Origin of the sequence: Flavobacterium sp., from assembly GCF_036405015.1 — a bacterium.
Lineage (GTDB): Bacteria > Bacteroidota > Bacteroidia > Flavobacteriales > Flavobacteriaceae > Flavobacterium.
In genome coordinates, this window is the sequence record NZ_DASWYK010000207.1 from 51,456 (window position 1) to 77,717 (window position 26,262).

Consider the following 26,262-nt stretch of genomic DNA (forward strand, 5'->3'; position numbering starts at 1 on the left):
TAATCGGTAAACCGGTAAATCGTTTAATCGATGATACGGTTAAACAATTTACCGATTAAACAGTTAAACTTTTTTTATAAAATATGTTTTTGTGCTTTGTATGAAGAACGAACTAATGGTCCGCTTTCTACATGTCTAAAACCTAAATCAAGTCCGAATTTTTCATAACGGGCAAATTGTTCAGGAGTAATAAATTCTTTTACAGGAAGATGTTTTTTTGATGGTTGTAAATATTGACCAATAGTTACAACATCTACATTGGCATTTCTTAAATCAGTCATAGTCTGAAAAACTTCTTCTTCTGTTTCTCCAAGACCCAACATAATTCCTGATTTGGTTCTGTTAATGCCTTTTTCTTTTAAATAACGAAGCACTTCTAAACTTCTGTCATATTTAGCCTGAATACGAACTTCGCGAGTCAAACGTCTCACAGTTTCCATGTTATGAGAAACCACTTCAGGATTTGCTTCTACAATACGATCTAAGTTTCTTTCAATTCCTTGAAAATCCGGAATTAAAGTTTCAAGAGTAGTAGTAGGGTTCATTCTACGGATAGCTCTTACAGTTTCCATCCAAATAATAGAACCTCCATCTTTTAAGTCATCTCTGTCCACACTTGTAATAACAGCGTGTTTGATATTCATGATTTTAATAGAGCGAGCTACTTTTTCAGGTTCGTCCCAATCTACTGTTTCTGGTCTTCCGGTTTTTACACCACAGAAACCACAAGAACGTGTACAGACATTTCCTAAAATCATGAAAGTTGCAGTTCCTTCACCCCAGCATTCTCCCATATTAGGGCAGCTTCCCGAAGTACAAATTGTATTTAAACTATATTTATCAACCAAACCTCTTAGTTCAGTATATTTTTGTCCAATTGGCAGTTTTACTTTTAACCATTTAGGTTTTGCAGTAGTTATATTAGCAGCGGATGTTTCCATATATTAATAATCAAAGTACAAAGATACGGAATGTAGTTCATTTTGAGGGCTAAATTTACTTTTCGTTTACTTTTCGTATTTCAGACCTAATCTGTTACAAATTTGACTTTCAGTGACATCTTAAAATTCGTTCAAAATTAATTTTGTCATTCACTTAATTGTTTAAAATATGAAAAGAAGATTTATTGTCTTAGGAGTTTTATTTATGATTTTTGGTCTTACTGGAGTAAATGCGCAAATACTTTCAGACAAGGCAATGGGAGCTCTAGGAAAAGGAGTTTCAGGGTTTACATTTAGCGATGCAGATGCAGCTGCTTTGGCAAAAAAAGCGATTGAAGAAATGGATGCGAATAATCCCGTTGCAGGACCAACTGATGGTTATGCTATTCGTTTAAATCGTGTGTTTGGAAAACATGCTACAAGCGAAGGAGTTACGTTAAATTACAAGGTTTATTTAGTAAAAGATATTAATGCTTTTGCTTGTGCAGACGGAAGTGTTCGTGTATTTGCAGGTTTAATGGATATTATGGACGATAATGAATTGCTGGCTGTTATTGGTCATGAAATTGGTCACGTTGTTAATCATGATACAAGAGATGCCATTAAAGCTGCTTATAAAAAAGAAGCATTAATGGATGCTGCTTCATCTCAATCAGGAAAAGTGGAAGCAATTACAAATTCTCAATTGGGCGCTATAGGAAGTGCGATGATAGACAGTAAACACAGTAGAAAACAAGAATCTGAGGCTGATTTGTATTCTTATAACTTCATGAAAAAAAATGGTTACGATGTTAACGCTGTAGAATCGGCTTTTAGGATTTTGCAAAAATTAAGTGAAGGAGCAGATTCTTCTTTTATGACTAAGATGATGAGTTCGCACCCCGATTCTGGTAAAAGAGCTGAAGAAGCTAAAAAGAGAGCCACAAAAGACGGTTTGTATAAAGCTTACGAACAGCAGAAAATAGTAAACACTGCTCCAGCTACTAAAACCACCAAAACTACTCCAGCGAAAAAGACTACAGCAAAAAAGAAATAATTTTTAGATATAATTTGAAAACGGCAGATCTAAAGGATCTGCCGTTTTTTTTGATTATCAAACTATTCGCCATTGACTTAATTTTTATATCTTTAATTGTTGAAAAAACAAACTTTTTGTGAAATGAAATAGCATTTTTGTTATTTACATTTGTTGTTAAATTGTAATTGTAAAAAACATGAAAAAGAAATTTATAATAGCAGGGCTTTTATTTGCAGCATTTGGATTAACTAAAATGACTGCTCAAATTAATTTTGGAGATAAAGCAATAGGGGCAGTTCAAAAAGGAGTGACAGGTTTTACTTTTAGCAATGCAGATGCCGCTAAATTATCTAAAGAAGCAGTTGATAAACTAGATGCAGAACATGAAATTGCTGGACCAACTGATGGTTATACTTTAAGGTTGAACCGAGTTTTTGGAAAACATGCTACTACTGACGGATTTACTTTAAATTATAAAGTGTATAAAATTAAAGAAGTAAATGCGTTTGCAACAGCAGACGGAAGTGTTCGTGTATATTCTGGATTAATGGATATTATGGATGATAACGAGTTAATTGCTGTAATTGGACACGAAATTGGACACGTTGTGAATAATGATTCGAGAGATGCAATTAGAGCAGCTTATCAAAAAGAAGCTTTGATGGATGGTGCAGCTTCACAATCTGCTACTGTGGCATCTGTTACTGACAGCCAGCTTGGAAAAATTGGAAGTGCTATTATTGATAGTAAATACAGTCGCAAACAAGAATCTGAAGCCGATTTATTTGCTTATAATTTTATGAAGAAAAATGGTTATAATGTGAATGCTGAAGAATCTGCTTTTAGAATTTTAGCTAAGATGAGTGAAGGATCTCAAGCCTCATTTATTGATCAAATGATGAGTTCTCACCCAGATTCTAAGAAAAGAGCTGATGATGCTAAAAAGAGAGCTGAAAAAGATGGAGTTTATAAAGTTTATGTGCAGCAAAAAATTGTAAATACAGCTCCAGCAGCAACTACAACTAAAAAAGCGACAACTACAAAGAAAACAACTACTGCAAAAAAGAAATAATAGTAGTTTTTACTGTAATAAGAAACCCGGCAAATGCCGGGTTTTGTTTTTATCCTAAAACGTGAAAAGCTAAAACTTTCTGTACTTCGTAAACATTAACCGATTTGTTAAACTGTTTTACAATACTAGGTTGCTGTTCACTTGAAATCCAAATTTTCAATTCGGCATCAAGATCAAAAGTGCCGGCTGTTTCTACGCTAAATCTTGTGATGTTTTTGTAAGCAATCGATTTGTATTCGGTTTTGCTTCCTGTAATTCCTTGTACATCAACTAAAATCAATCTTTTATTGGTGAAGATAAATGTATCGCGAATAAGTTTAAAACCCATTTCGATTTCTTCATTTGTAGTTAGAAGCTGTCCGTATTTTTTAAGTAAATCTTCCTGACTTACAGAACCTGCATTGCCCATAAGAGCTGAAAATATTCCCATTATTTTATTTTTTGTTGGTTAAAGTAATTGGTGTTTTGAAGGAGTAAAAGTAAATAAAATAGAGAATAAAATTTATTTCTAATCATTAAGAGATTAAGAAAAATTAAGGTGTGATTTATTCCATAAAAAAAGCAGAACCTAAGTTCTGCTTTTTTTAATTATTCCACTTCCGTTTTGATTGTAATTGGAAGTTTATATGCTGTACGTACTGCTTTTCCGTCAAGAATTCCAGGACTCCATTTTGCTTTTACAGATTTTAAAACTCTGATCGCTTCTTTTCCCATTCCATAACCAGGATCATTTAAAACAATAATGTCAGTGATAGATCCGTCTTTTTCAACAACAAAAGAAAGATAAACTCTTAATGTTTTTTCCATGTCCAGTTCTGGTCTGCGGAAATTGTTTCCAACATATTTGTAGAACTCACCAATTCCGCCTGGATATTCAGGAAGTTTGTCTAAAATAGCTGTAGAAACTGGTTCGCCTGTTGATGGCGCTGCAGAAACTATGCTTCCGTTTCCTCCGCCTCCTGGAGCTGTTGTTGAGCCATTAGGAGTTCCTGTTCTTTGAACACTTTCTACTACAGGAGCATTGTCTGTGTTTACTGCAATTTTCTCTACGGCATTTTCTGCAGTTGTGATTACAGGATTAACTAACTGTGTTGACTCCGTTTTCGTAGCTGCAGTCTGTTCAACGACAGGTGCTGGTGGAGCAGGTGGTGGTGGCGTTACAGTTGTTGGATTGTAAGGTGTTACAACGTGTTCGTCATCAAAAGTAGGAATTTCCGTTGCTGGATCTACAGTTTGTGGCTTAAATTTACTAATCAATACAGGTATGCTTCCCAGAGCCGTTATTAACAATAAACCCATAAAGAGTGCATTAACCGTAGTTCTAGGGTTTTCTTGGCGTAATTGATAAGCACCATACTCTTTGTTTCTGTTTTCGAAAACAAGATCGTTCCATTTGTTTTCATAAATGTTCAATTTAGACATAATTTTTGGGTTTTAAGGTTAAGTAACTTTAATTCATACGCAGAAAAGGTTTAGGTTTGGAGCTACAACGAGAAAATTGCAGTTTTAGTATGTGATAATAATAGATTTTTAAGAATAAAAATACGAATAGTATATTTTTCTTTGTTTAAAGATAGTAAATTATCTGTTACGTTCGATGATTTCTGCCAATAATTTTTTTGCACGTAAAAGTTTAACTTTTACACTGCTCAAAGGCTCATCAATCTTAACGGCAATTTCCTGATAAGACATTTCTTGGAAATAACGAAGTTGAATTACTTCCTGATAATGGGGTTTTAGTTCTTTAATGCATAAAAGCAGACGGGAAAGGTTCTGTTCTTTAATTAATGCATCTTCTGCAGAGGGAGTAGGGTCGGCTATATTGTAAGCCTGTTGATCTTCATTGTCTGTGATTTCTATAAAAAGATTGGTTTTCTTTTTGCGGAGTAAATCTATATAGACATTTTTTGCAATCGCAATAAGCCAAGTATTGAATTGAAATTCAGGATTGTAAGAAGCTATTTTGTCAAAAGCTTTAGAAAAAGTTTCTATGGTAACATCTTCTGCGGTAGTCTCGTTCTCGGTTCGTTTGAGCATAAAAGCGTACACCTCATTCCAATAATGATCTAATAAAAAAGTAAAGGCGATCTGATCGCCTTTTTTTGCTTTTTCTATTTTAGAATTTATTTCCAATATACTGGTTTTGAAAAGATATTAGTTATAAAGATATTAATTTGCGTTAATATAAGCGCTATCTCAACAACTGGAAACCATATTTTAAGGTCATTTTCTTTCAGTTTTCCTGCAGAACATCCAATTACGGTCCAAACTACGGTGTAACGTGTTGCTAAAATTGCCAATACTGCAATCCATTGAAATTGAAAAGCAAGTAGAATGATAACTAATAAAAAGAAAAATAATTGTGAAAGGAAAAACAATCCTAACTGCATCTTGTCAAAAAACTTGTAATGTTCTGCAGTAGAAACATGTCTTCTTTTTTGTGTAAACCATTCTCTGAAAGTTCTTTTGGGTTTTGAATACGTAAAGCTTTCAGGTGTATAAGAAATAGTCGTATTTGTTTTATTTGCTGCTTGATTGATAAACAAATCATCATCGCCAGAACGAATCTGAATGTGATCAATAAAACCATTTACATTAAAAAACTCTTCTTTTTTGTAGGCCAAATTTCGGCCAACTCCCATGTATGGAAGTCCCGCTTTTGCCCATGAAAAATATTGAAGAGCCGTTAAAACAGTTTCAAAACGAATGACTTTATTTAAAAACGAACGTTCTACTTTTTCATAACCGCCGTAACCTAAAACAATTGTTCTGTTCATTGTAAACTGCGAAGACATTGCTGTAATCCAGTCTTTAGAAGTTGGGTAACAATCGGCATCTGTAAATAATAAATAATCTTTTTTTGCTGCCTTGATTCCAAGTGTTAAAGCGTATTTTTTATTTCCCCAAAAAGCTTCGTTATTCTCCACTTTTACTAAACGGATATTGGAGAATTCTTTTTCAAATTCTTCAAAAACTTCAAGAGTTTCATCGCTTGATGCATCATCAATTAAGACGATTTCAAAATCTGGATAATTTTGTTGTGCCAAAAGAGGAATGAATTTTTTTACATTCTCTTCTTCATTTTTTGCACATACAATTACAGAAATTGGAAGATTTTTAGGCGTAATATGTTGTGGTTTGCTAAAAGCAAACTTTCCAAAAATTCCGAGATAATAAGATAGTTGAACAACAACAATAGCAATAAAAAAGTAAAATATGTATATAAGCATCTGATTTATTTGGTTCTATTAATTTTTGCGCTCTGCGACTGCAAATGTACTTATGAATTCGCTAAATTCAATAGCTTAAGCCGATTTACTTTCGGCATTTTGACATTTCTTTTGCAATAGCAATAGACTGAGGGTTTTCAGTTTTTTCTAATTCTGAAATTATGTTCTTGTAATTGTGGTCGTCTCGGTTTTGAGAAAGTTTTTTAGTGGCCTGAATTTCTTCAATTTCAATTTCAAAACCAAAGATTCCTCTCGCTTCACGCATTGTTTTGGCTGACAAATCTTCTACACGAACAGGGTTTTCAGAGTTTACTTCATACTTGTCAACTAATTTTTTCAATTGTTCTACAGAAGTCTCATAGTCAACAATTTTGATTCTGCCATAAACATGTACGGCTATGTAATTCCAAGTTGGAACATTTTCGTGATCGTACCAAGAAGAAGAAATATAACTGTGCGGACCTGTGAAAACAGCTAAAACCTCATCATTTTCTCTAAAACCCTCTGCTTGGGGATTTAGTTTAGAAATATGTCCTTCCAGAATTTCTTTTCCTTCAGCATTCAATCCTAATTCTATCGGAATATGTGTTGCTGTAAGTTTTCCGTTTGTCTGATTTATCAGAATTCCAAAACTATTTTCTTTCAAAAAAGCTCTGATTTCTTCCTGATTTTCATTTTTATATAAGTCAGGTGTATGCATTTTGTATTGTTTAGCTGTTACGAATTTCACAAATTTCCACGAATTAAATTTGTGCTAATTAGTGAAATTTGTGTTTTAAATCACATTCACTTCCGCTTCGATTTGAATTCCAAATTTTTCAAAAACGGTTTTCTGAACTTCTTTTGAAACCGCTAGAATTTCCTGTCCAGTCGCGTTTCCGTAATTTACCAAAACCAAAGCTTGATTTTTATGAACTCCTGCATCACCAAAACGTTTTCCTTTAAAACCGGCTTGCTCAATTAACCAACCTGCAGGAACTTTTACCTCAGTATCTGAAACTTCATAAAATTTCATTTCTGGAAATTTCTGATGGATTTTTTCGAAATCAGATTTCGAGATAATTGGATTTTTGAAGAAGCTTCCGCTATTTCCCAGTTCTTTCGGATCGGGTAATTTACTTTGTCTAATGGCAATTACAGCATTACTTACATCTTTTAATGCTGGTTCTGTAATATTGTTTTTAGCCAATTCTGCCAAAATATCTCCGTAAGAAGTATTGATTTTGTGATTGCGTTTGGTCAGTTTAAAAACAACCGAAGTAATAATATATTGGTCTTTGACTTCGTGTTTGAAAATGCTTTCACGGTAACCAAAATTACATTGGTCATTTGTGAAAGTTTTCATTTCCTGAGTTTCAATATTCATCGCTTCGCAAGAAACAAAAGTGTCTTTTATTTCGGTTCCGTAAGCTCCAATATTCTGCACTGGAGTTGTACCAACATTTCCTGGAATTAAAGACATGTTTTCTAATCCGCCAAAATTATTGTCAATAGTCCAAAGTACGAAATCGTGCCATACCTCTCCAGCCTGACTTTCAACCCAGACAAAATCGTTGTCTTCTTTTGTGATTTTTTTTCCTTTTAAATCAATATGAATAACCAAAGCGTCAATATCTTTTGTTAAAAGCATATTACTTCCGCCTCCTAAAATAAATTTTTTCTCGTTTTTGTTTTCTTGTAAAACTGTTTTCAATTCAGCAATAGAATGAACGGCAACAAATTGTTTAGCACTAGCTTCAATACCAAAAGTGTTGTATTTTTTTAAAGAAAAATTGGATTGGATTTCCATAAATAAAAGGCTTTTTAAGTTCCGAAACTTCGGAAAAATTCTGAGATCAAAAGTAACGATTATAATTTATTTGAGTAGATTTTCTATAAAAAGACTTTTTTCAAAATTTTACTTTATGGCTTCAATAAATTGTTGCATTTCTTTCATTGTGCCAATGGTAATTCTAGTCCATTTTCCATTTTCTTCATAAATTTTGGTTCCTTGTATGTTGTGATTTTCCAATTGTTTGAAGAAATCTTTTTTATAATTATCCAAAGAGAAATAAACAAAATTCGAATGAGATGGGATACAAGTTAAATTGAGTTTGGTAAGTTGTTCGATGGTGTATTTTTTTACGTTTTCATTTAATGAATGAACTTCTTTAATGAACTTTTCATCTTTTAAAGAGGCAATTGCTGCTGCTATTGAAACTAAACTGACCGATAAATTAGGAGCAGATTTTAAAGCGCTTAGTTCGTCAATTGTTGAAGAAGCAGCTACTGCATAACCTATACGTGCACCAGCCAAACCATACATTTTTGAAAAAGTTTTGGTAACAATTAGATTTTTGTTTTCGATTACAAGATTACTTAAAGATTCTTCTTTTGTGAAATCAAGATACGCTTCGTCAACAAAAACAATGGCTTTTTTTGAAGCTTCTTTTATAAAAGAAACCAATTGATCTCTATCGCATATAGTTCCCGTTGGATTGTTTGGATTACAGATGTAGACCATTTTCGTATCCGCATCAATTGCTTTGAACATTGCTGATAAATCGTGTTTTTTATCTGCAGTTAGTGGAACTGTGATTTTTTTAAGTCCTAATTTTTTAGATGGAAATGTCCAATAATCAAAAGTGGTTTCTGCTAATACGAAATTGCCTTTTTGCAACGCAGTATATTGAAGAACTAAATCCAAAATTTCTGTAGAACCAGCACCAAGAAGAATATTGCGATCTGAAACATTATTCTTTTTAGCAATAAGAGAAATTAATTCGCCTGAAAGATTCCAACCATATCGATTGCTGTTGTTGATGCTTTTCTGCATAGCTTCGCGCGCCAGCGGAGAAGGACCATACGGATTTTCATTTGATCGCAATAAAATAGGGGATTGCTCTAAATCTGGAAAAATATACTTTTCAGATGGAGTATTTGCAAATGTTTCAAAATGGCAAAAGCCTAATCCTACTGCGCCTAAACTTACTTTTTTGAGCCAATCTCTTCTATTGTTCATGATTTTTTAGATTAAATTAAACCGTTTATTGAACAATATGTCGTTGAGATTCAGGAAAAGTTACGAGGCTTTTGCTTCTGTAAGTTGTTAATTTGATTTTGTAATTTGTTTTAAAATTAAATCGCTTAATTATGTAGATTTAAGAGAATCAGACAATAAAAATCCGATTATAAAACCACTTAAAAGCCCGCCAATATGTCCGGCATTATCAATATCCGGAATTAGAAATCCCATAACTAAGTTGATTCCAACATATACCAAAATAAATTTTAAAAATATTTTATTGAAATCATCTGGGAAAGCTTTGAAAACTATTAATGCCAGATAAAGTCCTGCAAGGCCAAAAATGGCGCCAGAAGCTCCAACGCTAACAGTTGCTTCATACCACCAAATACTAGCAATGCTACCCATAATTCCTGTTGCTAAATAGATTAGGAGATATCTCATTTTTCCTAAGTTTTTCTCAATTAAGAAACCAAGAAATCCAAGTCCGATCATGTTGTTAAATAGATGAATTATTCCGTTGTGAAGAAATATCGATGTCAACAATCGCCATCCTTGTCCACTTGTAACCAAAGGTCTGAAATTGGCACCCCAGTCCAATAAAATGTTTCCTTTAAAAGAGAAAAATCCATAACCTGAAAATACCATAATAATAAACACAAGTAGATTGATGTTTATTAAAATAGGAGTAATGTAAAAACCTTCTTTTGGGATTAAAAAACTTAAAGTGTCTTTTAAAGTTGTAATTTGAGATTTTTTTGCGACTTCAAAATTTCTCTTTTTTTGGGGTTGAAGTGGAATGAAAACCAATAAAAGAAACCAAATTAAAAAACCTCCTCCTAAAGACATAAAGAACCATTGTAATTTCTTGCCATTTCTTTTTTCAAAAGGTTCGTTATGTGCAATTAATAAAATAGGTTTCTTGAAATCATAATGTGTGTTTTCTTCGATTGCATCGTTAAAATTGTCATGTTTGTCTGTGTTTCCAAGTAATTCTAAATAGCTAAATTGTGTAAAATCTGTTCTTTTGAATTCTTCGTCAGATCTTTCAGCCAATTCTTTGAATTTAAACTTCTTTTCATCAATAGATAATCGATTGCTTATTTGAGATGAGTATCTTTCTCCTAACCAATAATTGCATTCGAATTTAGAGGTGTCTTTGGCTGTTTCTAAAATGGGCATTGCAACATAAATGGACATATTGAAATGCTCATTATTTTTTCCAGATACATCGCTGACTTTTACAGCACCATAATTTTTTTTATCAATATATTTTTTTTGTAAAGTGTAATACTTTGTTTTTTCGTGTTTTTGAATGTCTGAAATTGTTTTAAGCGAAGTCAGTTTTCCTGTCGCTGTACTCAAATATTCTTGAGCAATAATTGTTGATATTGCTATGGTAAAACCAGCCAAAAGTTGAAAACCATAAGATTTACGATCTTCTTTAAATTTTAAAAATCGTAATCTTGGACTTAGAAAAAAATAAATAAATATCCACGGCAATCCCAATGGGAGCCAGAAATTTAAAAGTTTTTCATTTATAGGGAATAATTCAAATTTTATAAATAAAAGCCAGTTTAAAAAGGTATAGATGAGAATGAAACTAATTGAAATAACAACAAAAGGAAGGTAGATAAGTTTGATTTTTTCTAAAAGGTCTTTCATTCTTTAAGTTCTGTAATTTAGTAGGTTATATTAAATATTAGTGCTCTCTAGAATCGAGCAATTCATGATATTTCTGTGAAATGATTTTCATGTTAAGAGCATAATTCGCATTTTCTTCCACAAATTTCCTGTTTTGAATAATAGCTTGATTTCGTAATTCTGGATTTTCAAAAGACCAAATCAATTCTTCTGCCAACATTTCAATATGGTCAATTTCGATTAGTTGACCATTTTCGCGATGTGTAATCCAGCTTTGATTTCCAGGAATATTAGAAACTACAGGAAAGCAGTTGCAAGCCATAGCCTCAAACAAAGATGCTGAGACACCTTCGGTAATCGGCATGCTGATGTAAATATTGGATTGCTGTAATAATTTAGGAAGTTGAGTATTCGGAATTCTTCCTGTAAAAATTACTTTATTTTCAATTTGAAGTGCTGTAGCTAAATCTTTCAAAAACTGTAATCTCGTTCCGTCTCCAACGATGGTCAAAGAAAAATCGATTCCTTTTTGGTTTAAAATTCCAAAAGCTTTTAAAATAGAATCGTGTCGGTATTCTGGCAGAAGCGAACGTGTTACAACGGCTTCAATTTTTTCTGAATTATGGGTTGAAGGAGTAAAATGCGACAAATCAATTCCTTTTGGGAGTATTAAAACTTTATCCATGTCAACACCCGTTTCTTTCATGTGAATTGCCATAACAGGACCCCAAGCATGAATTAAATTGGCTTTTTTAAAAGCATATTTCTGAATGAATTTTTTATAAGGATATAAAACAGAATCCTCAGGCCATAAATCAGTTCGACCTTGCTGCGCAATCGCTATGGTTTTGGATCCTGATATTGCAGCAAGAAAACCGTAACTGGTAGTTCTTTCTGCAATAACCATATCTGGTTTTTCTTTTTTAATGATTTTTCGAATAGAAATAGGAGCAAAAAAATACTCTAAAATACGTTTGAATCTTTGGTTGTTGGAAGTTTGAAGTTCCCAAGTGATAATCTCAAAATCGCCAAACTCTTTCAGGCCTTTCATCCAAGTAATGGCGTCAGCGCGATAAGATTCTCCAAGAAAAAGTATTTTTCTTTTCATTCAGTTATTGTTTTTTGCCACAGATTAAAAAGATTAAAAGGATTTTGTAATTGCGAAAAATTAATCTGTGATAATCTGTGGCAAATAAAACTAAAATTCCTCAGTTTCTAAAGCGCGATTGATAAAATCATTCAATGGTTTAAGCGCGATAAGTTTTTGGCTCATTTTCTTTACGAAATCTTTTTCCAACACTTCAGAAACATTGTAAACTTGAGTTGCTGTGAAGCTTTTTAGTTTTAAATACTCAATTGCGGGATGGTCTTTCTCGTAACCACGAGGCATGCTTTTAAGTGAATTATTTTCGTTGATGTCTAAATTTCCAAATTCCTTTTTAAAGTTTTTGTCATTTAAAATTTCCTGTAAATCATCATAGAAAAAAGCAATTTCTTTACGGACTTTCTTTAAGTCTTCTGCTTCAGGCGAATAAAATCCGCCAGCAATAAAACTGGCTCCTTTTTCAATATGAACATAATATCCAGCGCGGTTTGCACCTTTTGCGCCTGTAGACATCCAAACGCCTAAATGAGCTTTGTATGGAGATTTGTCTTTAGAAAAACGAATATCTCGGTTAATTCTAAAAGTACAGTTTTTGACTTCTAATAATTCTAATGAAGGATCGAGCGGTTTCATCTCATCTAGAAAATCACTCACCAATTGATGGTAATCTTTCTTGAAAACTTCGTATCTCTTTTTATTTTCCTGAAACCATTCTCGATTATTGTTTTTTCTTAAATCGTCTAAAAATTGCAATGATTCTTTCGTTAGCATATTCCTTATATATTTTATTGCAGTTGTGTTCTAAATTTTTTATTCAGGCTAATGTAATGATTTCTGTTTTGGAATTCACTGCAAAAACTGATACAAATTATATCAATTTTTAAGTATTCAATAAATCACAAATTAAATATCTTATAGCTCTGATGTGTCGATTTTACAATTGCTTCGGTTCTTTCTGGATGAGTATCAGAAATAAAAAGCTGTCCAAATGTTTCGCTGTTTACCATTTCTACAATCTTAGCTACACGAGTTTCGTCTAACTTATCAAAGATGTCATCAAACAAAAGAATTGGTTTTACGCCGCTTTGTTTTTTTAGAAATTCAAATTGAGCCAATTTCAAGGCAATCAAAAAAGATTTCTGCTGTCCTTGCGATCCGAATTTTTTTATCGGATGCGAATCAATTTCAAAAGACAAATCATCTTTATGAATTCCAACTGTTGTATAATGAAGCGCTCTGTCTTTGTTTATGTTTTCTTGTAAAAGTATTAGCAGGTCTTTTTCAAACAAATGACTTTCGTAAACCAGTTGAACACTTTCTTCAGATCCCGTTATGGCTTGATGGTGTCTGTTGAATATAGGTATGAATTCTTCTAGAAAATCTTTTCTCTTTTCAAAAATAGATTTTCCATATTCATTTAATTGCTCATTATATATAGATAAGGTATCATTGTCAAAAGTATGGTTGAGTGCAAAATACTTCAAAAGCGCATTTCGCTGCACAATCACTTTTTGATATTGAATAAGCTGATGTAAATAAGTAGAATCTAATTGCGAAATTACACTGTCCATAAATTTACGACGTGTTTCGCTTCCTTCTACAATTAAATCTCTGTCTGCTGGCGAAATAATTACAAGTGGAATAAATCCGATATGGTCAGAAAATTTATCGTATGCTTTTCCGTTTCGTTTCAATACTTTTTTCTGTCCTTTTTTTAAACTGCAAACAATCTGTTCTGTTCTTTCGTTTTTTTCGAGTTCGGCATCAATTACAAAAAACTCTTCGCCGTGTTTGATATTTTGAACAGCCAGCGGATTAAAATAACTTTTTCCGTAAGCCAAATGGTAAATAGCATCGAGAACGTTGGTTTTTCCGATACCATTTTTTCCCACGAAACAATTGATTTTGATGTCGAAATCAAAACTAGCTTCAGAAAAGTTTTTATAATTGAATAAAGAGATTTTGTTTAAATGCATTTTTTTAGGGACTCTATAGAAAGATAAAGTTTTTCGTTTTTAGCCAATTCTTCGCATTTTTTTTCTGCTACAGATTAAAATGATTAAAAAGATTCTGCTAAAGTTTTTTTAATCTCTTTGAATCTGTGAAATCTGTGGCTAAAAATGTAATTTCAGCTTTGCAAGATTTGATTTGAATTGAGTGGTGCAAATTACCGAAAATTATCGATATAATTGACTTCAGAGCGATTCTCAGCCGATTTATTTTGTTCCTTTAAGGAAACAAGATGTGAATAAGAAAAATATTTCTTTTAAAATAGTGATAAAATTGAAATTTTTTACGTCATTTTCAATAAAAATTTTATTTTTGCCGTTCACTAAATAAATTTTAAATGGCAACTTACAATAAAAGAGGATATAAGACACCAAAAGAAAAGGAAGTTAAAGAAGTTACAGAAGAACAACAAGTAATTATTGACGAAAAAGACAGTACAACTGCTGCAGTTTTCTCAAAATTAGATGAAACGGCTTCTAAAACTGAGGATTGGGTGGCTAAGAATCAAAAAATCATTATTGGTTTAGTTGCTGGTATTGCAGTTGCTGCAATTGGTTATTTAAGTTACCAAAAATTCATTGCAACTCCAAAACAAGATGAGGCTGCAAGCGAAATGTTTGTTGCTCAACAAAACTTTGAAAAAGCAGTAAATGGTGTTTCTAGCGATTCATTGTTCAAATTATCATTAAACGGTTCAGAAGGTAAATTCGGATTTATTAAAATCGCTGACGAATATTCTGGAACTGATGCTGGAAATTTAGCGAACTATTATGCAGGTATGGCTTATTTAAATACAGGTAAATTTGATGAAGCTATTAAATATTTAGGTGAATTTAAATCTGAAGATGCAATTTTAAGTGCTTTAGCTAAAGGTGCAACTGGAGATGCTTATTCTCAAAAAAATAATCAAAAAGAAGCTTTGTCTTTCTATATTAAAGCTGCTGAATCTAACAAAAACGATTTTACTACACCTCGTTTCTTGTTAAAAGCTGGAAAAACAGCTTTAGCTTTAGGTCAGAAAGAAGATGCGTTAAAATATTTTAATGATATCAAAGATAATTACGACAGTGCTCCAGAAGCAGCATTTGTTGATGCTTTGATTGGATTAGCGCAATAAATATTATTGTAGAGTTAAGATTTTAGATTTTAGATTCGTATTTTAGCAATCTAAAATTTATAAATCTAATATCTAAAATATACAGATGGCTACTGAAAATAAAAATCTATCAGAATACGATAAAAACACAATCCCAAATGCGAAAGACTTTCGATTTGGGATTGTTGTTTCTGAATGGAATGATACTATAACAGAAGGACTTTATAACGGAGCTTTTGATGCTTTGGTTGATTGTGATGTTCCTGCTCAACAAATTATTCGTTGGAATGTTCCAGGAAGTTTTGAGTTGATTTATGGAGCAAAAAAGATGCTTCAGACGCAAAATGTTGATGCTGTTATTGTAATTGGATGTGTTATTCAGGGAGAAACCAAACATTTTGATTTTGTCTGCGAAGGCGTTACACAAGGAATTAAAGACCTGAATGTACAAACTGATATTCCGGTTATTTTCTGTGTTTTAACAGATAATAATATGCAGCAGTCTATTGATAGAAGTGGAGGAGTTCATGGAAATAAAGGAACCGAAGCTGCTATAGCTGCAATTAAAATGGCTTATATTCGTCAACAAGCTTCTATTGCTCACGCTTTCAATCAGCCATTATTGACTTCGGGAGCGCTTCAAATTGAAGATTCTCCACGAAAAATAGAGAACGAATAAAACACTTTTGTTTTAAAAATATTTAAACCTATACTGTGTCACAATGGTATAGGTTTTTTGTTTTTTTTATGATATCTCTTATTCTGAAAGCCAATCAAAATTTACTAAATTTGTATTTCTTGGTTTATAAAAACCAATCTAAACTTTAAAACTATTATTGCTTAATGTCGAGTATTATTCAATTGCTTCCTGATCACGTTGCTAACCAAATTGCTGCTGGAGAAGTGGTTCAAAGACCTGCTTCAGTCGTAAAAGAATTGTTAGAAAATGCCGTTGATGCAAAAGCAACTGACATTAAATTGATTATAAAAGATGCTGGTAAATCGCTAGTGCAAGTTATCGATAATGGTGTCGGAATGACCGTTACAGATGCACGTTTGTGTTTTGCGCGTCATGCTACTTCAAAGATTCGCCAAGCTGAGGATTTGTTTTCGCTTGGAACAAAAGGTTTTCGTGGAGAAGCTTTGGCTTCGATCGCTGCGATTGCACATATGGAAATGAAAACGAAACAAGAGCAGGATGAGCTTGGAACTCATATTGTGATTGAAGGAAGTAAATTTGTTTCGCAGGAAGTAGCAGTTTTGCCAAAAGGAACTTCTTTTGCGGTTAAAAATTTGTTTTATAATATTCCAGCCCGCCGTAATTTCTTAAAATCAGATACGGTTGAATTTCGCCACGTTATGGATGAGTTTCAGCGTGTGGCTTTGGCGCATCCAAATATTCACTTCAGTTTTTACCATAACGGAAGCGAGATGTACAATCTTCCTGCAGCTGGTTACCGTCAGAGAATTGTGGGGATTATGTCTGGTAAAACCAATGAAAAATTGGTTCCAGTAAATGAAGAAACAGATATTATCAGTATTCAAGGATTTGTTTGCAAACCTGAATTTGCTAAGAAAAATAGAGGGGAACAATTCTTTTTTGTAAACGATCGTTTTATTAAAAGTGGCTATCTGCATCATGCAGTAATGTCGGCTTATGACGGATTACTTAAAGATGGTTCGCAACCTAGTTATTTCCTTTATCTACAAGTACCACCAAATACAATTGATATCAATATTCACCCAACTAAAACAGAGATTAAGTTTGATGATGAATCGGCATTATATGCTATTTTAAGAGCGTCTATCAAACATAGTTTAGGGCAATTTAATGTTGCTCCGGTTTTAGATTTTGATAGAGATTCTAATTTAGATACGCCTTATCATTACAAAGATATGGAGGCAGAAACGCCAACGATTCAAGTCGACGGAACTTTTAATCCGTTTACAGATGATAAAACGAATCAGCATTATAGTAAAACAAGTTCTGGATCTGGATATAGTTCAGGGTCTAGTTATAGCTCTGGTTCTTCTTCGTCTTCATCTTCTGGATCGTCTTATTCAGGGTCTTCTTATTCAGGGTCTTCTTATTCTGGATACTCAAAACGAGTTGAACCAACAGCTAGCTGGGAAAGTTTGTATGTTGGTTTAGATACAGAAAACCCAGAGACTATAGAAAGTTCACCTTTTACATTCGAAAATGAAGAAGTAACGTCGTCTTTGTTTAATGATAATGAGATAGAACAGGCTACTCAAAAAACGTATCAAATTCATAAAAAATACATTGTTTCTCCAATTAAATCAGGAATGGTTATCGTTGATCAGCATCGTGCACATCAACGTATTTTGTATGAACAATTTTTGTTGAATATGACAGTAAATCAGGCGGCAAGTCAGCAATTGCTTTTTCCGTTAGATTTGTTTTATTCTTCATCTGAAATGAAATTAATAGAAGAATTAAAACCTTCTTTAGAAACGACAGGTTTTGTTTTTGACGAAAGTAAAACCGATCATATCGTAGTTTCTGGAATCCCTGTAAATATTACAGAAAGTGAGGTTTCTCTTGTAATCGAGCAATTGTTGAGTGATTTGCAAGATGGAATTCCAGCAAACAGTTACAGTCAGAATGATACTATTGCCAAATCAATGGCTAAAAGCTTAGCGGTTAAAACAGGGTCTTATTTAACCGAAAAAGAACAAGATAATTTAGTAAACGGTTTGTTTGCTTGTAAAGATCCAAATATTTCACCTTTTCAAAAACCTACTTTCATTACCATGCGTGTGGAAGATATAGATAAAAAGTTTGCTGTATGATGAATATGACTCCGGTAGTTAAACAACTACTTATTATTAATATTATATTTTTTATTGGTTCTCAGTTAGTGCCAGTTTCGTATGACTATTTAATGTTGTATTATCCAGAAAGTGATCACTTTAGGATGTGGCAGATTATTACGCATATGTTTATGCATGCGCCACTACCAAATTTTGCGCATATTCTTTTTAATATGTTTGCTTTGTATAGTTTTGGTTCTGCTTTAGAACATTTTTGGGGAGGAAAGAAATTCTTGTTTTTCTATATCTCTTGTGGACTTGGAGCGGCTTTGCTTCATACTGGTGTAAATTATCTACAGTTGCAATCGCTTTTAAGTTCTGTTTCTGATTTAAACTTATCAAAAGCAGACCTGCATTTAATTTTAAATGCAGACTATCAGTCGTTATTTGATGCAAATGGTAAAATGATGCAGGGAGAAATTGCGACAATATTAAATAATGCACATTGTACTCAGGAGCAGTTCAATGCTTTGGTACAGGCGGGAGGAATTATGCAATCTCCTGTTTTGGGAGCTTCTGGAGCTATTTATGGTTTGCTGACTGCTTTTGCTTTTATGTTTCCAAATGCACAGCTTGCCTTATTGTTTATTCCGGTTCCTATTAAAGCGAAATATTTTGTGCCTGGAATTTTGGCAATTGATTTGTTTTTAGGATTTAAAGGAAGTTCTTTGTTTGGAAGTGGAGGAACAGGAATTGCGCATTTTGCACACGTTGGTGGAGCAATTGCTGGTTTTTTAATGATGTTGTACTGGAAAAAAAATCAGTTTAACAATAATCGTTGGAATTAATTTCTAACTTTAAGTTCAAATTCTAAAACAAAAGAAGTTTCTATGAATATTCTAGACGATTTAAAATTACAATATAGATTGGGAGGTGTTGCTATGCGCGTTATTTACTGGAATATCGCATGCTTTATTGTCTCATTGATATTTTTTTATCAATATTCAATTGGTCAGTTTGACTTTCCAAGTTGGATTGCTTTATCGTCAGATCCTCAGGTTTTCATGTTCAAACCATGGACTTTTTTAACCTATGCTTTTTTTCACGACGGATTCTTTCACCTGTTGTTTAATATGATGGTGCTTAATTTTGCCAGTTCATTATTCTTGACTTATTTTACTCAAAAACAATATTTAGGATTATATCTTCTAAGTGCCATTTTCGCTGGAATTATTTTTGCTTTAAGTTTTTATGTTTTAGGAACCGCTGCTTCTATAGTTGGAGCTTCGGCGGCTATCATGGCTATTTTGGTTGCGGCAACGACTTATTCTCCATTAATGAATGTCCGTTTGTTTTTGTTCGGAAATGTTAAGCTTTGGCATATTACTGCTGTTATTTTAATTTTAGATTTAATGCAGTTTCGCTTGGATAATACTGGCGGACATATTTCGCATCTTGCGGGTGCGTTCTTTGGTTTTGTTTATATTAAACTACTGCAAAATGGTACCGATTTAAGTACTATTGTTTCCAGAACATTAGATTTCTTTGTAAATCTTTTTAGAAAATCTCCTTCGACCCCATTTAAAAAAGTTCATAAAAATTACAAAAAACCTACAGAAAAATCGACATCAAGAATTGTTACAAAAGATAAAACGCAACAACAAATTGATGAAATTTTAGATAAAATAAGTCAGTCTGGTTATGATTGTCTGACCAAAGAAGAAAAAGAGTTTCTGTTTAAAGCTGGAAAATAAACTTGTAGGAAATAATTATGAAAAACCTTTCCTGGTTTAATAAAATAATGTTCTTTTTGAATATAGTGCTGACTGTGCTTACATTTAGCGTCTATCTTCTGCCTTTTTTAGCACCTAAAAGTTTTCCGCTTTTATCGGTGCTTACTTTGTTTATGCCCGCTTTTTTTGTAGCAAATGGTTTGTTCTTTATCTATTGGGCAATTCAGTTTAAAAAACGCCTTATTTTGTCTGGTTTGGTTTTGCTGATGGGAATTACATTTATAAGTAAGTTTTATAAATTTTCGGCAAAAGAATATGTTCAGGACGAAAAGGATTTTTCTGTAATGAGTTATAATGTGCGTCTTTTTAATGTTTTCAAATGGTTGGATCGAGATGATATTCCTGAAAATATTAAATCTTTTATAGATGAAAAAGATCCAGACATTTTATGTATTCAGGAATATTCAAATTCAGCACATTTGGATTTAAAAGTGTATCCGCACCGTTATATTTTTATTGATGGTAAAAAGATAAAAACGGGACAGGCTATTTTTTCAAAATTTCCTATTATCGATCAAGGAAATATCGTATTTCCTAAGTCTGATAATAATGTAGTCTATGCTGATATTAAGCGTGGAAAAGATATTATACGTGTATATAATATGCATTTGCAATCTATTAAGATATCTCCAGATGTAAGTGAGATTTCTGATGATATTGATAATGTAAATAAGAAGAAATCACAACGTATTTATGCTCGAATCAGTAAAAGTTTCAAGCAGCAGCAAGAGCAAGCTGAAATTTTTAAAGAGCATATAAAAAAATGTAAATACCCAATTATTATTTGTGGAGATATGAATAATAGTCCGTTTTCTTATATATACAGAAGTATAAAAGGAAAACTGAAAGATGCCTTTGAAGAAGCTGGAGGAGGTTTTGGAGCTACTTATAAATTCAAATATTATCCTGCCCGAATTGACTATATTTTTACAGATGGCAAAATGAAAGTAAAACAGTTTGAGAGTTTTCCTGATTTCGAAAATTCAGATCATTACCCAATAATGACAAGGCTTTCAATAGATCAGTTTTAGTTTTTGGGAAATTAAAAGGCAATGCAATTTCTAATGCAGAACCTTTAACCTGTAACTCACAATATTTTTTGAGTTTTCAAATAATCTACCGCAAATTTCCCTTCATTAAAAATCAAATCCAAAACACTTAAATTATTGATGAAACCATGTTTGTCGTCAAAAACTTGAGTGTATTTTTCGAATGAATTGGTATCTTTTTTTCCATTTGCTAAATATCTAAAATCAGCAAAATCGGGAGTTTCGTGGAAATATTCTGTTGTTTTTCCGAATTCAAATTTCATTCGAAGACATTTAGTCACAATGTCTAAAACTTCGAAGTTTAAATCCATTAAAAAAGTGTGTTTTTTTTCGAATAGCGGAACGATATCGTCTTCAAAGTACTCGAAGAACGGAGAGCTTCTGTAAGCTGCTTCAAGCGATTTAAAATGCTGTTTTTGCCAATCGAATTCATTCTCGATCAAAATATCTTTTGTCTTTTGATGTGTGGCTTTAGAATGTTTAACAGGAATGTTTAGTAATTGAATTCCGTTCGGACTATAGATATACGTTCTGTTTCTATTAGTCTGTTTCTGGAAATTATCTTCCATTTCAAAAGTGATTTTTTCAGATTGTGCAATTACAGCAAAATGACTTATAGATGGGAAATAAGTTGGAAGTAGTAAGGAATTCATTTCTATGTTTTGTTTAAAAGTTTCAGGTTTCAAGTTTCAAGTTTTTTAAACCTGAAACTTGAAACCTGAAACAAAAGTAACATAATTTTTATTATGCTTTATTTTCTCTTCTTTTTCTCCAGACAAAATCTCCAACGAAATATAAGGCAAGAGCAATTAAGAAATATTTGAAGTATGATTGTGGTTGGCCTTCACCATCTACAGTAGTAAAAACTCTGCTCCAACGGATTTTATTAATACCTTTTCCGTTAGTATCCCAGCTCATCCAGATAAATACTGGTTTTCCAACAATATGATTTTCTGGAACGTAACCCCAATAACGGCTGTCTTCAGAGTTATGACGGTTGTCTCCCATCATCCAGTAATAGTTTTGTTTGAAGGTATAAGTAGTTGCAGGTTGTCCGTTTATTAAAAATTTGGAACCTTGTAATTCTAATTTATTTCCTTCGTAATTGGTAATGATCTCTTTGTAAAATGGAAGAGATTCATTTGTCAAGGCAACCGTTTTTCCAGCTTCAGGAATATAGATTGGTCCCATATTATCCTGACTCCATTTGTTGATGTGAGGAAATATTCTGTTGTCGTTTGATCTATCAATTTTACGAATTACAGCAGTAACACCAGGAGTGTTTTTGAATCGTTCAGCGCTAGCTTCTGTTAATGCACCCAAGTAAAGAGTATCTCTTTTTTCAGATGTGAAACCTGCTGCATCAGTGATGTCTAATTCTTTAAACAAACTTTCAAAATCAATTGGAGTTTTTCCGTCTAATGCTACAGAATAAGAATATTGTGGCTTAGCTCTTTCTGGTAAAACTAATTTTTTTCCATTGATAAAAACAAAACCGTCTTTTATAGATAAACTATCTCCAGGAATACCAACACATCGTTTTACATAATTCGATTTTTTGTCAATTGGCTTAATAACGCCTGGACGTCCTTTTGGCTCAAAGAAATAATGAACCGTGTCGACAGGCCAGTTAAAGACGACAATATCGCATCGTTTTATTTCTTGAATTGCAGGTAATCTAAAGTAAGGTAATTGTGGCCAGCTTAAATAAGATTTGCTTTTAGTCAATGGTATAGAGTCGTGAACCATTGGTAATGCTACCGTTGTCATCGGAACTCTTGGTCCGTAATTTAATTTACTTACAAATAAGAAATCACCGATTAATAAAGATTTCTCTAAAGATGATGTCGGAATTGTGTAAGGTTGCACCACATAAGTGTGTACTAATGTGGCTACTATGATAGCAAAAAGTAATGAGCTTACAGTGTCTCCTGTTTTGTTTTCAGGAGTTAAACTACGATCCTTGCGGTACTCTAATTTTTGTGTGTAGTTTACGTAGTAGATGTAAAATCCAAGTGTGAAAAGACCTAAGATTGTATCTAAAGTCGATCTTTTGTTGAATGTTCTTAAAGTTTCTACCCAAACAACCGGAAACATAATCAGGTTGATAATTGGAATAAAAAGTAGCAATGTCCACCATGTAGGGCGTCCGATAATCTTCATTAAAACAATAGAATTGTATAACGGAATTGCAGCTTCCCAGCTTTTTCTTCCTGCCGCTTGATACAATTTCCATGTTCCAAGGAAATGTATGATTTGAACAGCTAAGAAAAATACGAACCAAGAGTAAAGTGTCATAATTTTGTATTTTTAAATTTCAAATTCAGATTAAATTGATTCTGAATTGTATTCAATTATTGTAAGTTTAATACATCTTTCATAGTAAAAATCCCTTGCTTTCCTGCAAGCCATTCGGCAGCAATAACAGCGCCAAGTGCAAAACCTTCACGATTGTGAGCAGTGTGTTTGATTTCGATGCTGTCAATAGCAGAATCGTAATTTACGGTGTGAGTGCCAGGAACTTCTCCAATTCTTTTTGCTTCAATACGAATTTCGTTCGTTTTTGCATCTTCCATAGTCCAATTTGCGTAGTTGCTGTTTTCAATAACGCCTTGTGCTAAAGAAATTGCTGTTCCGCTTGGAGCATCAAGTTTGTGGATATGGTGAATTTCTTCCATTGAAACTTTATAAGAATCAAATTGTCTCATGATTTTAGCTAAATATTCATTCAGTCCGAAGAAAATATTTACGCCTAAACTAAAGTTGGAGCTCGAAATAAAACCACCTTTCTTTTCATTGCAAAGTGCAATCATTTCGTCATAATGTTCTAGCCAGCCAGTTGTTCCAGAAACTACAGGAACATTAGCATTGAAAGCCGCAGAAATGTTGTCTACTGCTGCTGTTGGAACACTAAAATCTATGGCAACATCGGCTGTTGAAAGTCCGTCGTAGGTGTTAAATTCATCTTTCTTTAAAACTATTTCATGACCTCTTTCTAAAGCAATTCTTTCGATTACTTTACCCATTTTTCCGTATCCTAAAAGCGCAATTTTCATTATGATTGTTTTTTGATTTTTTAAATAGAATTGAATCTATTAAAACTTGTAATTAAAAGTTAGTCCAACGTTTGGTTTAAATGTTACATCGGCGGGATAAATTTCTGGACGCATTGATAGTCTTTCGTTAACGTTAAACTGAATCAAAGCGGCGTCAACATTGGCGTCGATTATGTTAAGGACATAAAAACCAACGACAAATAAAGCAGATAAATCTCTGTTTCTTTGATAAAATTTCTGTCCAGCAATAAGTCGGCTGTCATCCAGAAATTGATAGTTATCATCGTTATAGCCTTCTAATCTTCTTTTGTAGGCATCACGATAATCGTGGTATTTTTTGTTGTTGTCAATGTAGAAATACAAACTTGTTCCAATTGCTCCGTAAACCAATGGAATTTTCCAGTATTTTTTATTGTATGCTTGGCCTAAACCAGGTAGAATGGCAGAATAGAATGCTGCTTTTGCTGGAGTAAGCGGGTCTATCTCTTGTAATGCAGTGGTGTCTTTTACGACCAAAACCGTGTCTTTTTTTACCTGGGCAAAAAGAGAAACGGTTCCTGTTAGAAAGAACAATAGACCGATGGGGACAATTTTATTCACTATCCGTTTATTAATTTTATAATTCTGTTAAAGTCGGCTTCAGAATTAAATGGGATTGTAATTTTTCCTTTTCCGTTGCCAGCGACTTTTATATCAACTTTTGAGCCAAAATAATCATTGAAAGTGTGTTTTTGTGTTTCTCTAACAACAAATCCAGCATCAGCTTTTGGTTTTCCATCTGCTTTAGGCTGCTGTCCTTCATGATAATTTTTAACTAAAGCCTCAGTTTCACGTACAGATAAATTTTGGCTTACAATTTTTTGATATATATCAGTTTGAACGTCTAAATCTTCAATGTTGATAATTGCTCTACCGTGCCCCATACTAATAAAACCATCACGAATTCCAGTCTGAATGATCGGATCCAGTTTTAAAAGACGTAGGTAATTTGCAATTGTAGAACGTTTTTTTCCAACTCTTTCACTCATTTGTTCCTGAGTCAATTGAATTTCGTCAATCAAACGTTGGTATGATAAAGCAATCTCAATTGGATCTAAATCATGACGCTGAATGTTTTCTACTAACGCCATTACTAATGATTCATTGTCATTAGCAATACGAATATAAGCAGGAACGTGAGTAAGACCTACTAATGTAGAAGCACGTAAACGGCGTTCTCCAGAGATTAACTGATATTTGTTGAAATCTAATTTACGAACAGTAATAGGTTGAATTACACCAAGTTCTTTGATAGAAGTGGCTAATTCGCGTAACGATTCTTCATTAAAATTGCTTCTAGGCTGAAATGGATTTATTTCAATTGCACCTATTTCAAGTTCAATGATATTTCCAACAACTTTATCAGCATTTTTGTCTTCTACTGATTTAATGTCGTTTTCCGGATCTTTTAATAGTGCTGATAATCCTCTTCCTAAGGCTTGTTTTTTAATTACTTTTGTCATAAAAACTATTTGCTGTTTTTCTTTATAATCTCTTGAGCTAAGTGTATATAGTTTACGGCACCTTTACTTGTAGCATCATAATTAATGATACTTTCACCAAAACTTGGGGCTTCGCTTAATTTTACATTTCGCTGAATTACAGTATCAAAAACCATATCATTAAAGTGTTTTTGAACCTCTTCTACAACCTGATTCGATAAACGTAATCTTGAATCGTACATTGTTAATAATAAACCTTCAATGTCAAGATCCGGGTTGTGTATTTTTTGAATACTCTTAATAGTGTTCAATAATTTCCCTAACCCTTCAAGTGCGAAATATTCACATTGAATAGGAATAACTACTGAATCTGCTGCTGTTAAAGCATTCAGGGTTAACAAACCTAGAGATGGAGCACAGTCGATAATGATATAATCATATTCTTGTTTTGCTTCTTCTAATGCTTTTTTAAGCATGTATTCACGGTTTTCTTTGTCAACCAATTCAATTTCGATAGCAACAAGGTCAATGTGAGCAGGTATCACATCTACGTTTGGAGCTGTACATTTTAAAACGGCTTCTTTTGGTGTTACAGTATGCTCAAGTATTTGGTAAGTTCCAGTTTCAACTGTTTCTACGTCAATTCCAAGACCAGATGTAGCATTGGCCTGTGGATCAGCGTCGATCAACAATACTTTTTTTTCTAAAACACCTAATGAGGCTGCAAGATTTACTGATGTAGTAGTCTTTCCAACGCCTCCTTTTTGATTAGCAATAGCAATGATTTTGCCCATTTATTTTCTGAATTTTGAACCGTAAAAATACAATTATTTATGGTTTTTGAAAATCTATTTTGTTAACATTTGTGAAAGTTTGCTCAATCGTTGTCTAATGGGTGTTTCAATGAATTTAATTTTGGCTTTGGAATCAAATAAGAAAGAATTTACGTTCTCTTTGTTTTTCTTTTTGAACTAAAAAAGCGCAAAAT

The 26,262-nt window shown here is 33.0% G+C and carries 26 protein-coding genes; 8 read left to right on the forward strand and 18 right to left on the reverse strand.

Annotation, left to right across the window (positions count from 1 at the left end; translation table 11 throughout):
* Nucleotides 1–74 precede the first annotated feature (74 nt).
* Complete coding sequence (gene lipA, locus VGE71_RS17835) at nucleotides 75–941, reverse strand: lipoyl synthase (RefSeq protein ID WP_331139517.1); 867 nt, start codon at nucleotides 939–941, stop codon at nucleotides 75–77.
* A gap of 169 nt (nucleotides 942–1,110) precedes the next feature.
* On the opposite strand from lipA, the gene VGE71_RS17840 reads away from it, so the two are divergent.
* Together VGE71_RS17840 and VGE71_RS17845 are read left to right on the forward strand one after the other, a co-directional pair.
* Nucleotides 1,111–1,977: a M48 family metalloprotease gene (locus VGE71_RS17840; RefSeq protein ID WP_331139518.1), complete on the forward strand. Its 867-nt coding sequence runs from the start codon at nucleotides 1,111–1,113 to the stop codon at nucleotides 1,975–1,977.
* A 178-nt stretch (nucleotides 1,978–2,155) separates the two neighbouring features.
* Nucleotides 2,156–3,031 carry a M48 family metalloprotease gene (locus tag VGE71_RS17845; protein ID WP_331139519.1) on the forward strand — a complete coding sequence of 292 codons (876 nt, stop codon included), beginning with the start codon at nucleotides 2,156–2,158 and terminating at the stop codon, nucleotides 3,029–3,031.
* A gap of 49 nt (nucleotides 3,032–3,080) precedes the next feature.
* Here VGE71_RS17845 and VGE71_RS17850 read toward each other — a convergent pair whose 3' ends face one another.
* The 11 genes from VGE71_RS17850 to recF form a co-directional block, all read right to left on the reverse strand.
* Nucleotides 3,081–3,461 (reverse strand): PH domain-containing protein, encoded by a 381-nt coding sequence (locus VGE71_RS17850; protein ID WP_144217866.1) that lies wholly within the window; start codon nucleotides 3,459–3,461, stop codon nucleotides 3,081–3,083.
* 158 nt (nucleotides 3,462–3,619) lie between these two features.
* Entirely contained in the window at nucleotides 3,620–4,453 is an 834-nt protein-coding gene (locus VGE71_RS17855) for an energy transducer TonB (RefSeq protein WP_331139520.1), read from the reverse strand.
* 159 nt (nucleotides 4,454–4,612) lie between these two features.
* Nucleotides 4,613–5,164, reverse strand: a complete 552-nt coding sequence (locus tag VGE71_RS17860) for an RNA polymerase sigma factor (protein WP_331139521.1) — start codon at nucleotides 5,162–5,164, stop codon at nucleotides 4,613–4,615.
* Nucleotides 5,155–6,261 carry a glycosyltransferase gene (locus VGE71_RS17865; protein ID WP_331139522.1) on the reverse strand — a complete coding sequence of 369 codons (1,107 nt, stop codon included), beginning with the start codon at nucleotides 6,259–6,261 and terminating at the stop codon, nucleotides 5,155–5,157. The genes VGE71_RS17860 and VGE71_RS17865 overlap by 10 nt, the downstream gene beginning before the upstream one ends.
* Before the next feature lie 85 nt (nucleotides 6,262–6,346).
* Nucleotides 6,347–6,961, reverse strand: coding sequence for an FMN-binding negative transcriptional regulator (locus VGE71_RS17870; protein WP_144217874.1), 615 nt, complete (start codon nucleotides 6,959–6,961; stop codon nucleotides 6,347–6,349).
* A gap of 75 nt (nucleotides 6,962–7,036) precedes the next feature.
* On the reverse strand, nucleotides 7,037–8,050 hold the full coding sequence (gene murB / locus VGE71_RS17875) for a UDP-N-acetylmuramate dehydrogenase (RefSeq protein WP_331139523.1): 1,014 nt from the start codon (nucleotides 8,048–8,050) through the stop codon (nucleotides 7,037–7,039).
* 108 nt (nucleotides 8,051–8,158) lie between these two features.
* Nucleotides 8,159–9,262: a histidinol-phosphate transaminase gene (locus VGE71_RS17880; protein WP_331139524.1), complete on the reverse strand. Its 1,104-nt coding sequence runs from the start codon at nucleotides 9,260–9,262 to the stop codon at nucleotides 8,159–8,161.
* Between the two features lie 129 nt (nucleotides 9,263–9,391).
* Entirely contained in the window at nucleotides 9,392–10,930 is a 1,539-nt protein-coding gene (locus tag VGE71_RS17885) for a rhomboid family intramembrane serine protease (RefSeq protein WP_331139525.1), read from the reverse strand.
* Nucleotides 10,931–10,967: 37 nt separating this feature from the next.
* On the reverse strand, nucleotides 10,968–12,017 hold the full coding sequence (locus tag VGE71_RS17890; protein WP_331139526.1) for a glycosyltransferase: 1,050 nt from the start codon (nucleotides 12,015–12,017) through the stop codon (nucleotides 10,968–10,970).
* A gap of 90 nt (nucleotides 12,018–12,107) precedes the next feature.
* A complete protein-coding gene (locus tag VGE71_RS17895; RefSeq protein ID WP_331139527.1) occupies nucleotides 12,108–12,785 on the reverse strand; it encodes a DUF2461 domain-containing protein in 678 nt (225 codons plus the stop codon).
* Nucleotides 12,786–12,910: 125 nt separating this feature from the next.
* Nucleotides 12,911–13,990 carry a DNA replication/repair protein RecF gene (recF, locus tag VGE71_RS17900; protein ID WP_331139528.1) on the reverse strand — a complete coding sequence of 360 codons (1,080 nt, stop codon included), beginning with the start codon at nucleotides 13,988–13,990 and terminating at the stop codon, nucleotides 12,911–12,913.
* Between the two features lie 371 nt (nucleotides 13,991–14,361).
* Here recF and VGE71_RS17905 point away from each other — a divergent pair, with 371 nt between their 5' ends.
* The 6 genes from VGE71_RS17905 to VGE71_RS17930 all read left to right on the forward strand — a co-directional run bounded on the left by VGE71_RS17905 (nucleotide 14,362) and on the right by VGE71_RS17930 (nucleotide 20,719).
* A complete protein-coding gene (locus tag VGE71_RS17905; RefSeq protein ID WP_331139529.1) occupies nucleotides 14,362–15,141 on the forward strand; it encodes a tetratricopeptide repeat protein in 780 nt (259 codons plus the stop codon).
* 85 nt (nucleotides 15,142–15,226) lie between these two features.
* Nucleotides 15,227–15,799 carry a 6,7-dimethyl-8-ribityllumazine synthase gene (gene ribH / locus VGE71_RS17910; RefSeq protein ID WP_320568720.1) on the forward strand — a complete coding sequence of 191 codons (573 nt, stop codon included), beginning with the start codon at nucleotides 15,227–15,229 and terminating at the stop codon, nucleotides 15,797–15,799.
* Nucleotides 15,800–15,963: 164 nt separating this feature from the next.
* Complete coding sequence (gene mutL, locus VGE71_RS17915; RefSeq protein WP_331139530.1) at nucleotides 15,964–17,934, forward strand: DNA mismatch repair endonuclease MutL; 1,971 nt, start codon at nucleotides 15,964–15,966, stop codon at nucleotides 17,932–17,934.
* On the forward strand, nucleotides 17,931–18,743 hold the full coding sequence (locus tag VGE71_RS17920; RefSeq protein WP_331139531.1) for a rhomboid family intramembrane serine protease: 813 nt from the start codon (nucleotides 17,931–17,933) through the stop codon (nucleotides 18,741–18,743). Before mutL ends, VGE71_RS17920 begins: the two co-directional genes overlap by 4 nt.
* A gap of 42 nt (nucleotides 18,744–18,785) precedes the next feature.
* Complete coding sequence (locus VGE71_RS17925) at nucleotides 18,786–19,649, forward strand: rhomboid family intramembrane serine protease (RefSeq protein ID WP_331139532.1); 864 nt, start codon at nucleotides 18,786–18,788, stop codon at nucleotides 19,647–19,649.
* Nucleotides 19,650–19,666: 17 nt separating this feature from the next.
* Entirely contained in the window at nucleotides 19,667–20,719 is a 1,053-nt protein-coding gene (locus tag VGE71_RS17930) for an endonuclease/exonuclease/phosphatase family protein (RefSeq protein WP_331139533.1), read from the forward strand.
* A gap of 56 nt (nucleotides 20,720–20,775) precedes the next feature.
* Here the strand turns inward: VGE71_RS17930 and VGE71_RS17935 are convergent, their stop codons facing one another.
* The 6 genes from VGE71_RS17935 to VGE71_RS17960 form a co-directional block, all read right to left on the reverse strand.
* Nucleotides 20,776–21,390 carry a WbqC family protein gene (locus tag VGE71_RS17935; RefSeq protein ID WP_331139534.1) on the reverse strand — a complete coding sequence of 205 codons (615 nt, stop codon included), beginning with the start codon at nucleotides 21,388–21,390 and terminating at the stop codon, nucleotides 20,776–20,778.
* A gap of 91 nt (nucleotides 21,391–21,481) precedes the next feature.
* Nucleotides 21,482–23,035, reverse strand: a complete 1,554-nt coding sequence (gene lepB, locus VGE71_RS17940) for a signal peptidase I (protein WP_331139535.1) — start codon at nucleotides 23,033–23,035, stop codon at nucleotides 21,482–21,484.
* A gap of 56 nt (nucleotides 23,036–23,091) precedes the next feature.
* A complete protein-coding gene (gene dapB / locus VGE71_RS17945; protein WP_331139536.1) occupies nucleotides 23,092–23,793 on the reverse strand; it encodes a 4-hydroxy-tetrahydrodipicolinate reductase in 702 nt (233 codons plus the stop codon).
* Nucleotides 23,794–23,832: 39 nt separating this feature from the next.
* A complete protein-coding gene (locus tag VGE71_RS17950; RefSeq protein ID WP_331139537.1) occupies nucleotides 23,833–24,393 on the reverse strand; it encodes a DUF5683 domain-containing protein in 561 nt (186 codons plus the stop codon).
* Complete coding sequence (locus VGE71_RS17955; RefSeq protein ID WP_144217903.1) at nucleotides 24,393–25,295, reverse strand: ParB/RepB/Spo0J family partition protein; 903 nt, start codon at nucleotides 25,293–25,295, stop codon at nucleotides 24,393–24,395. Before VGE71_RS17955 ends, VGE71_RS17950 begins: the two co-directional genes overlap by 1 nt.
* A gap of 5 nt (nucleotides 25,296–25,300) precedes the next feature.
* Nucleotides 25,301–26,068 (reverse strand): ParA family protein, encoded by a 768-nt coding sequence (locus tag VGE71_RS17960; RefSeq protein WP_125722644.1) that lies wholly within the window; start codon nucleotides 26,066–26,068, stop codon nucleotides 25,301–25,303.
* Between the last annotated feature and the right edge of the window lie 194 nt (nucleotides 26,069–26,262).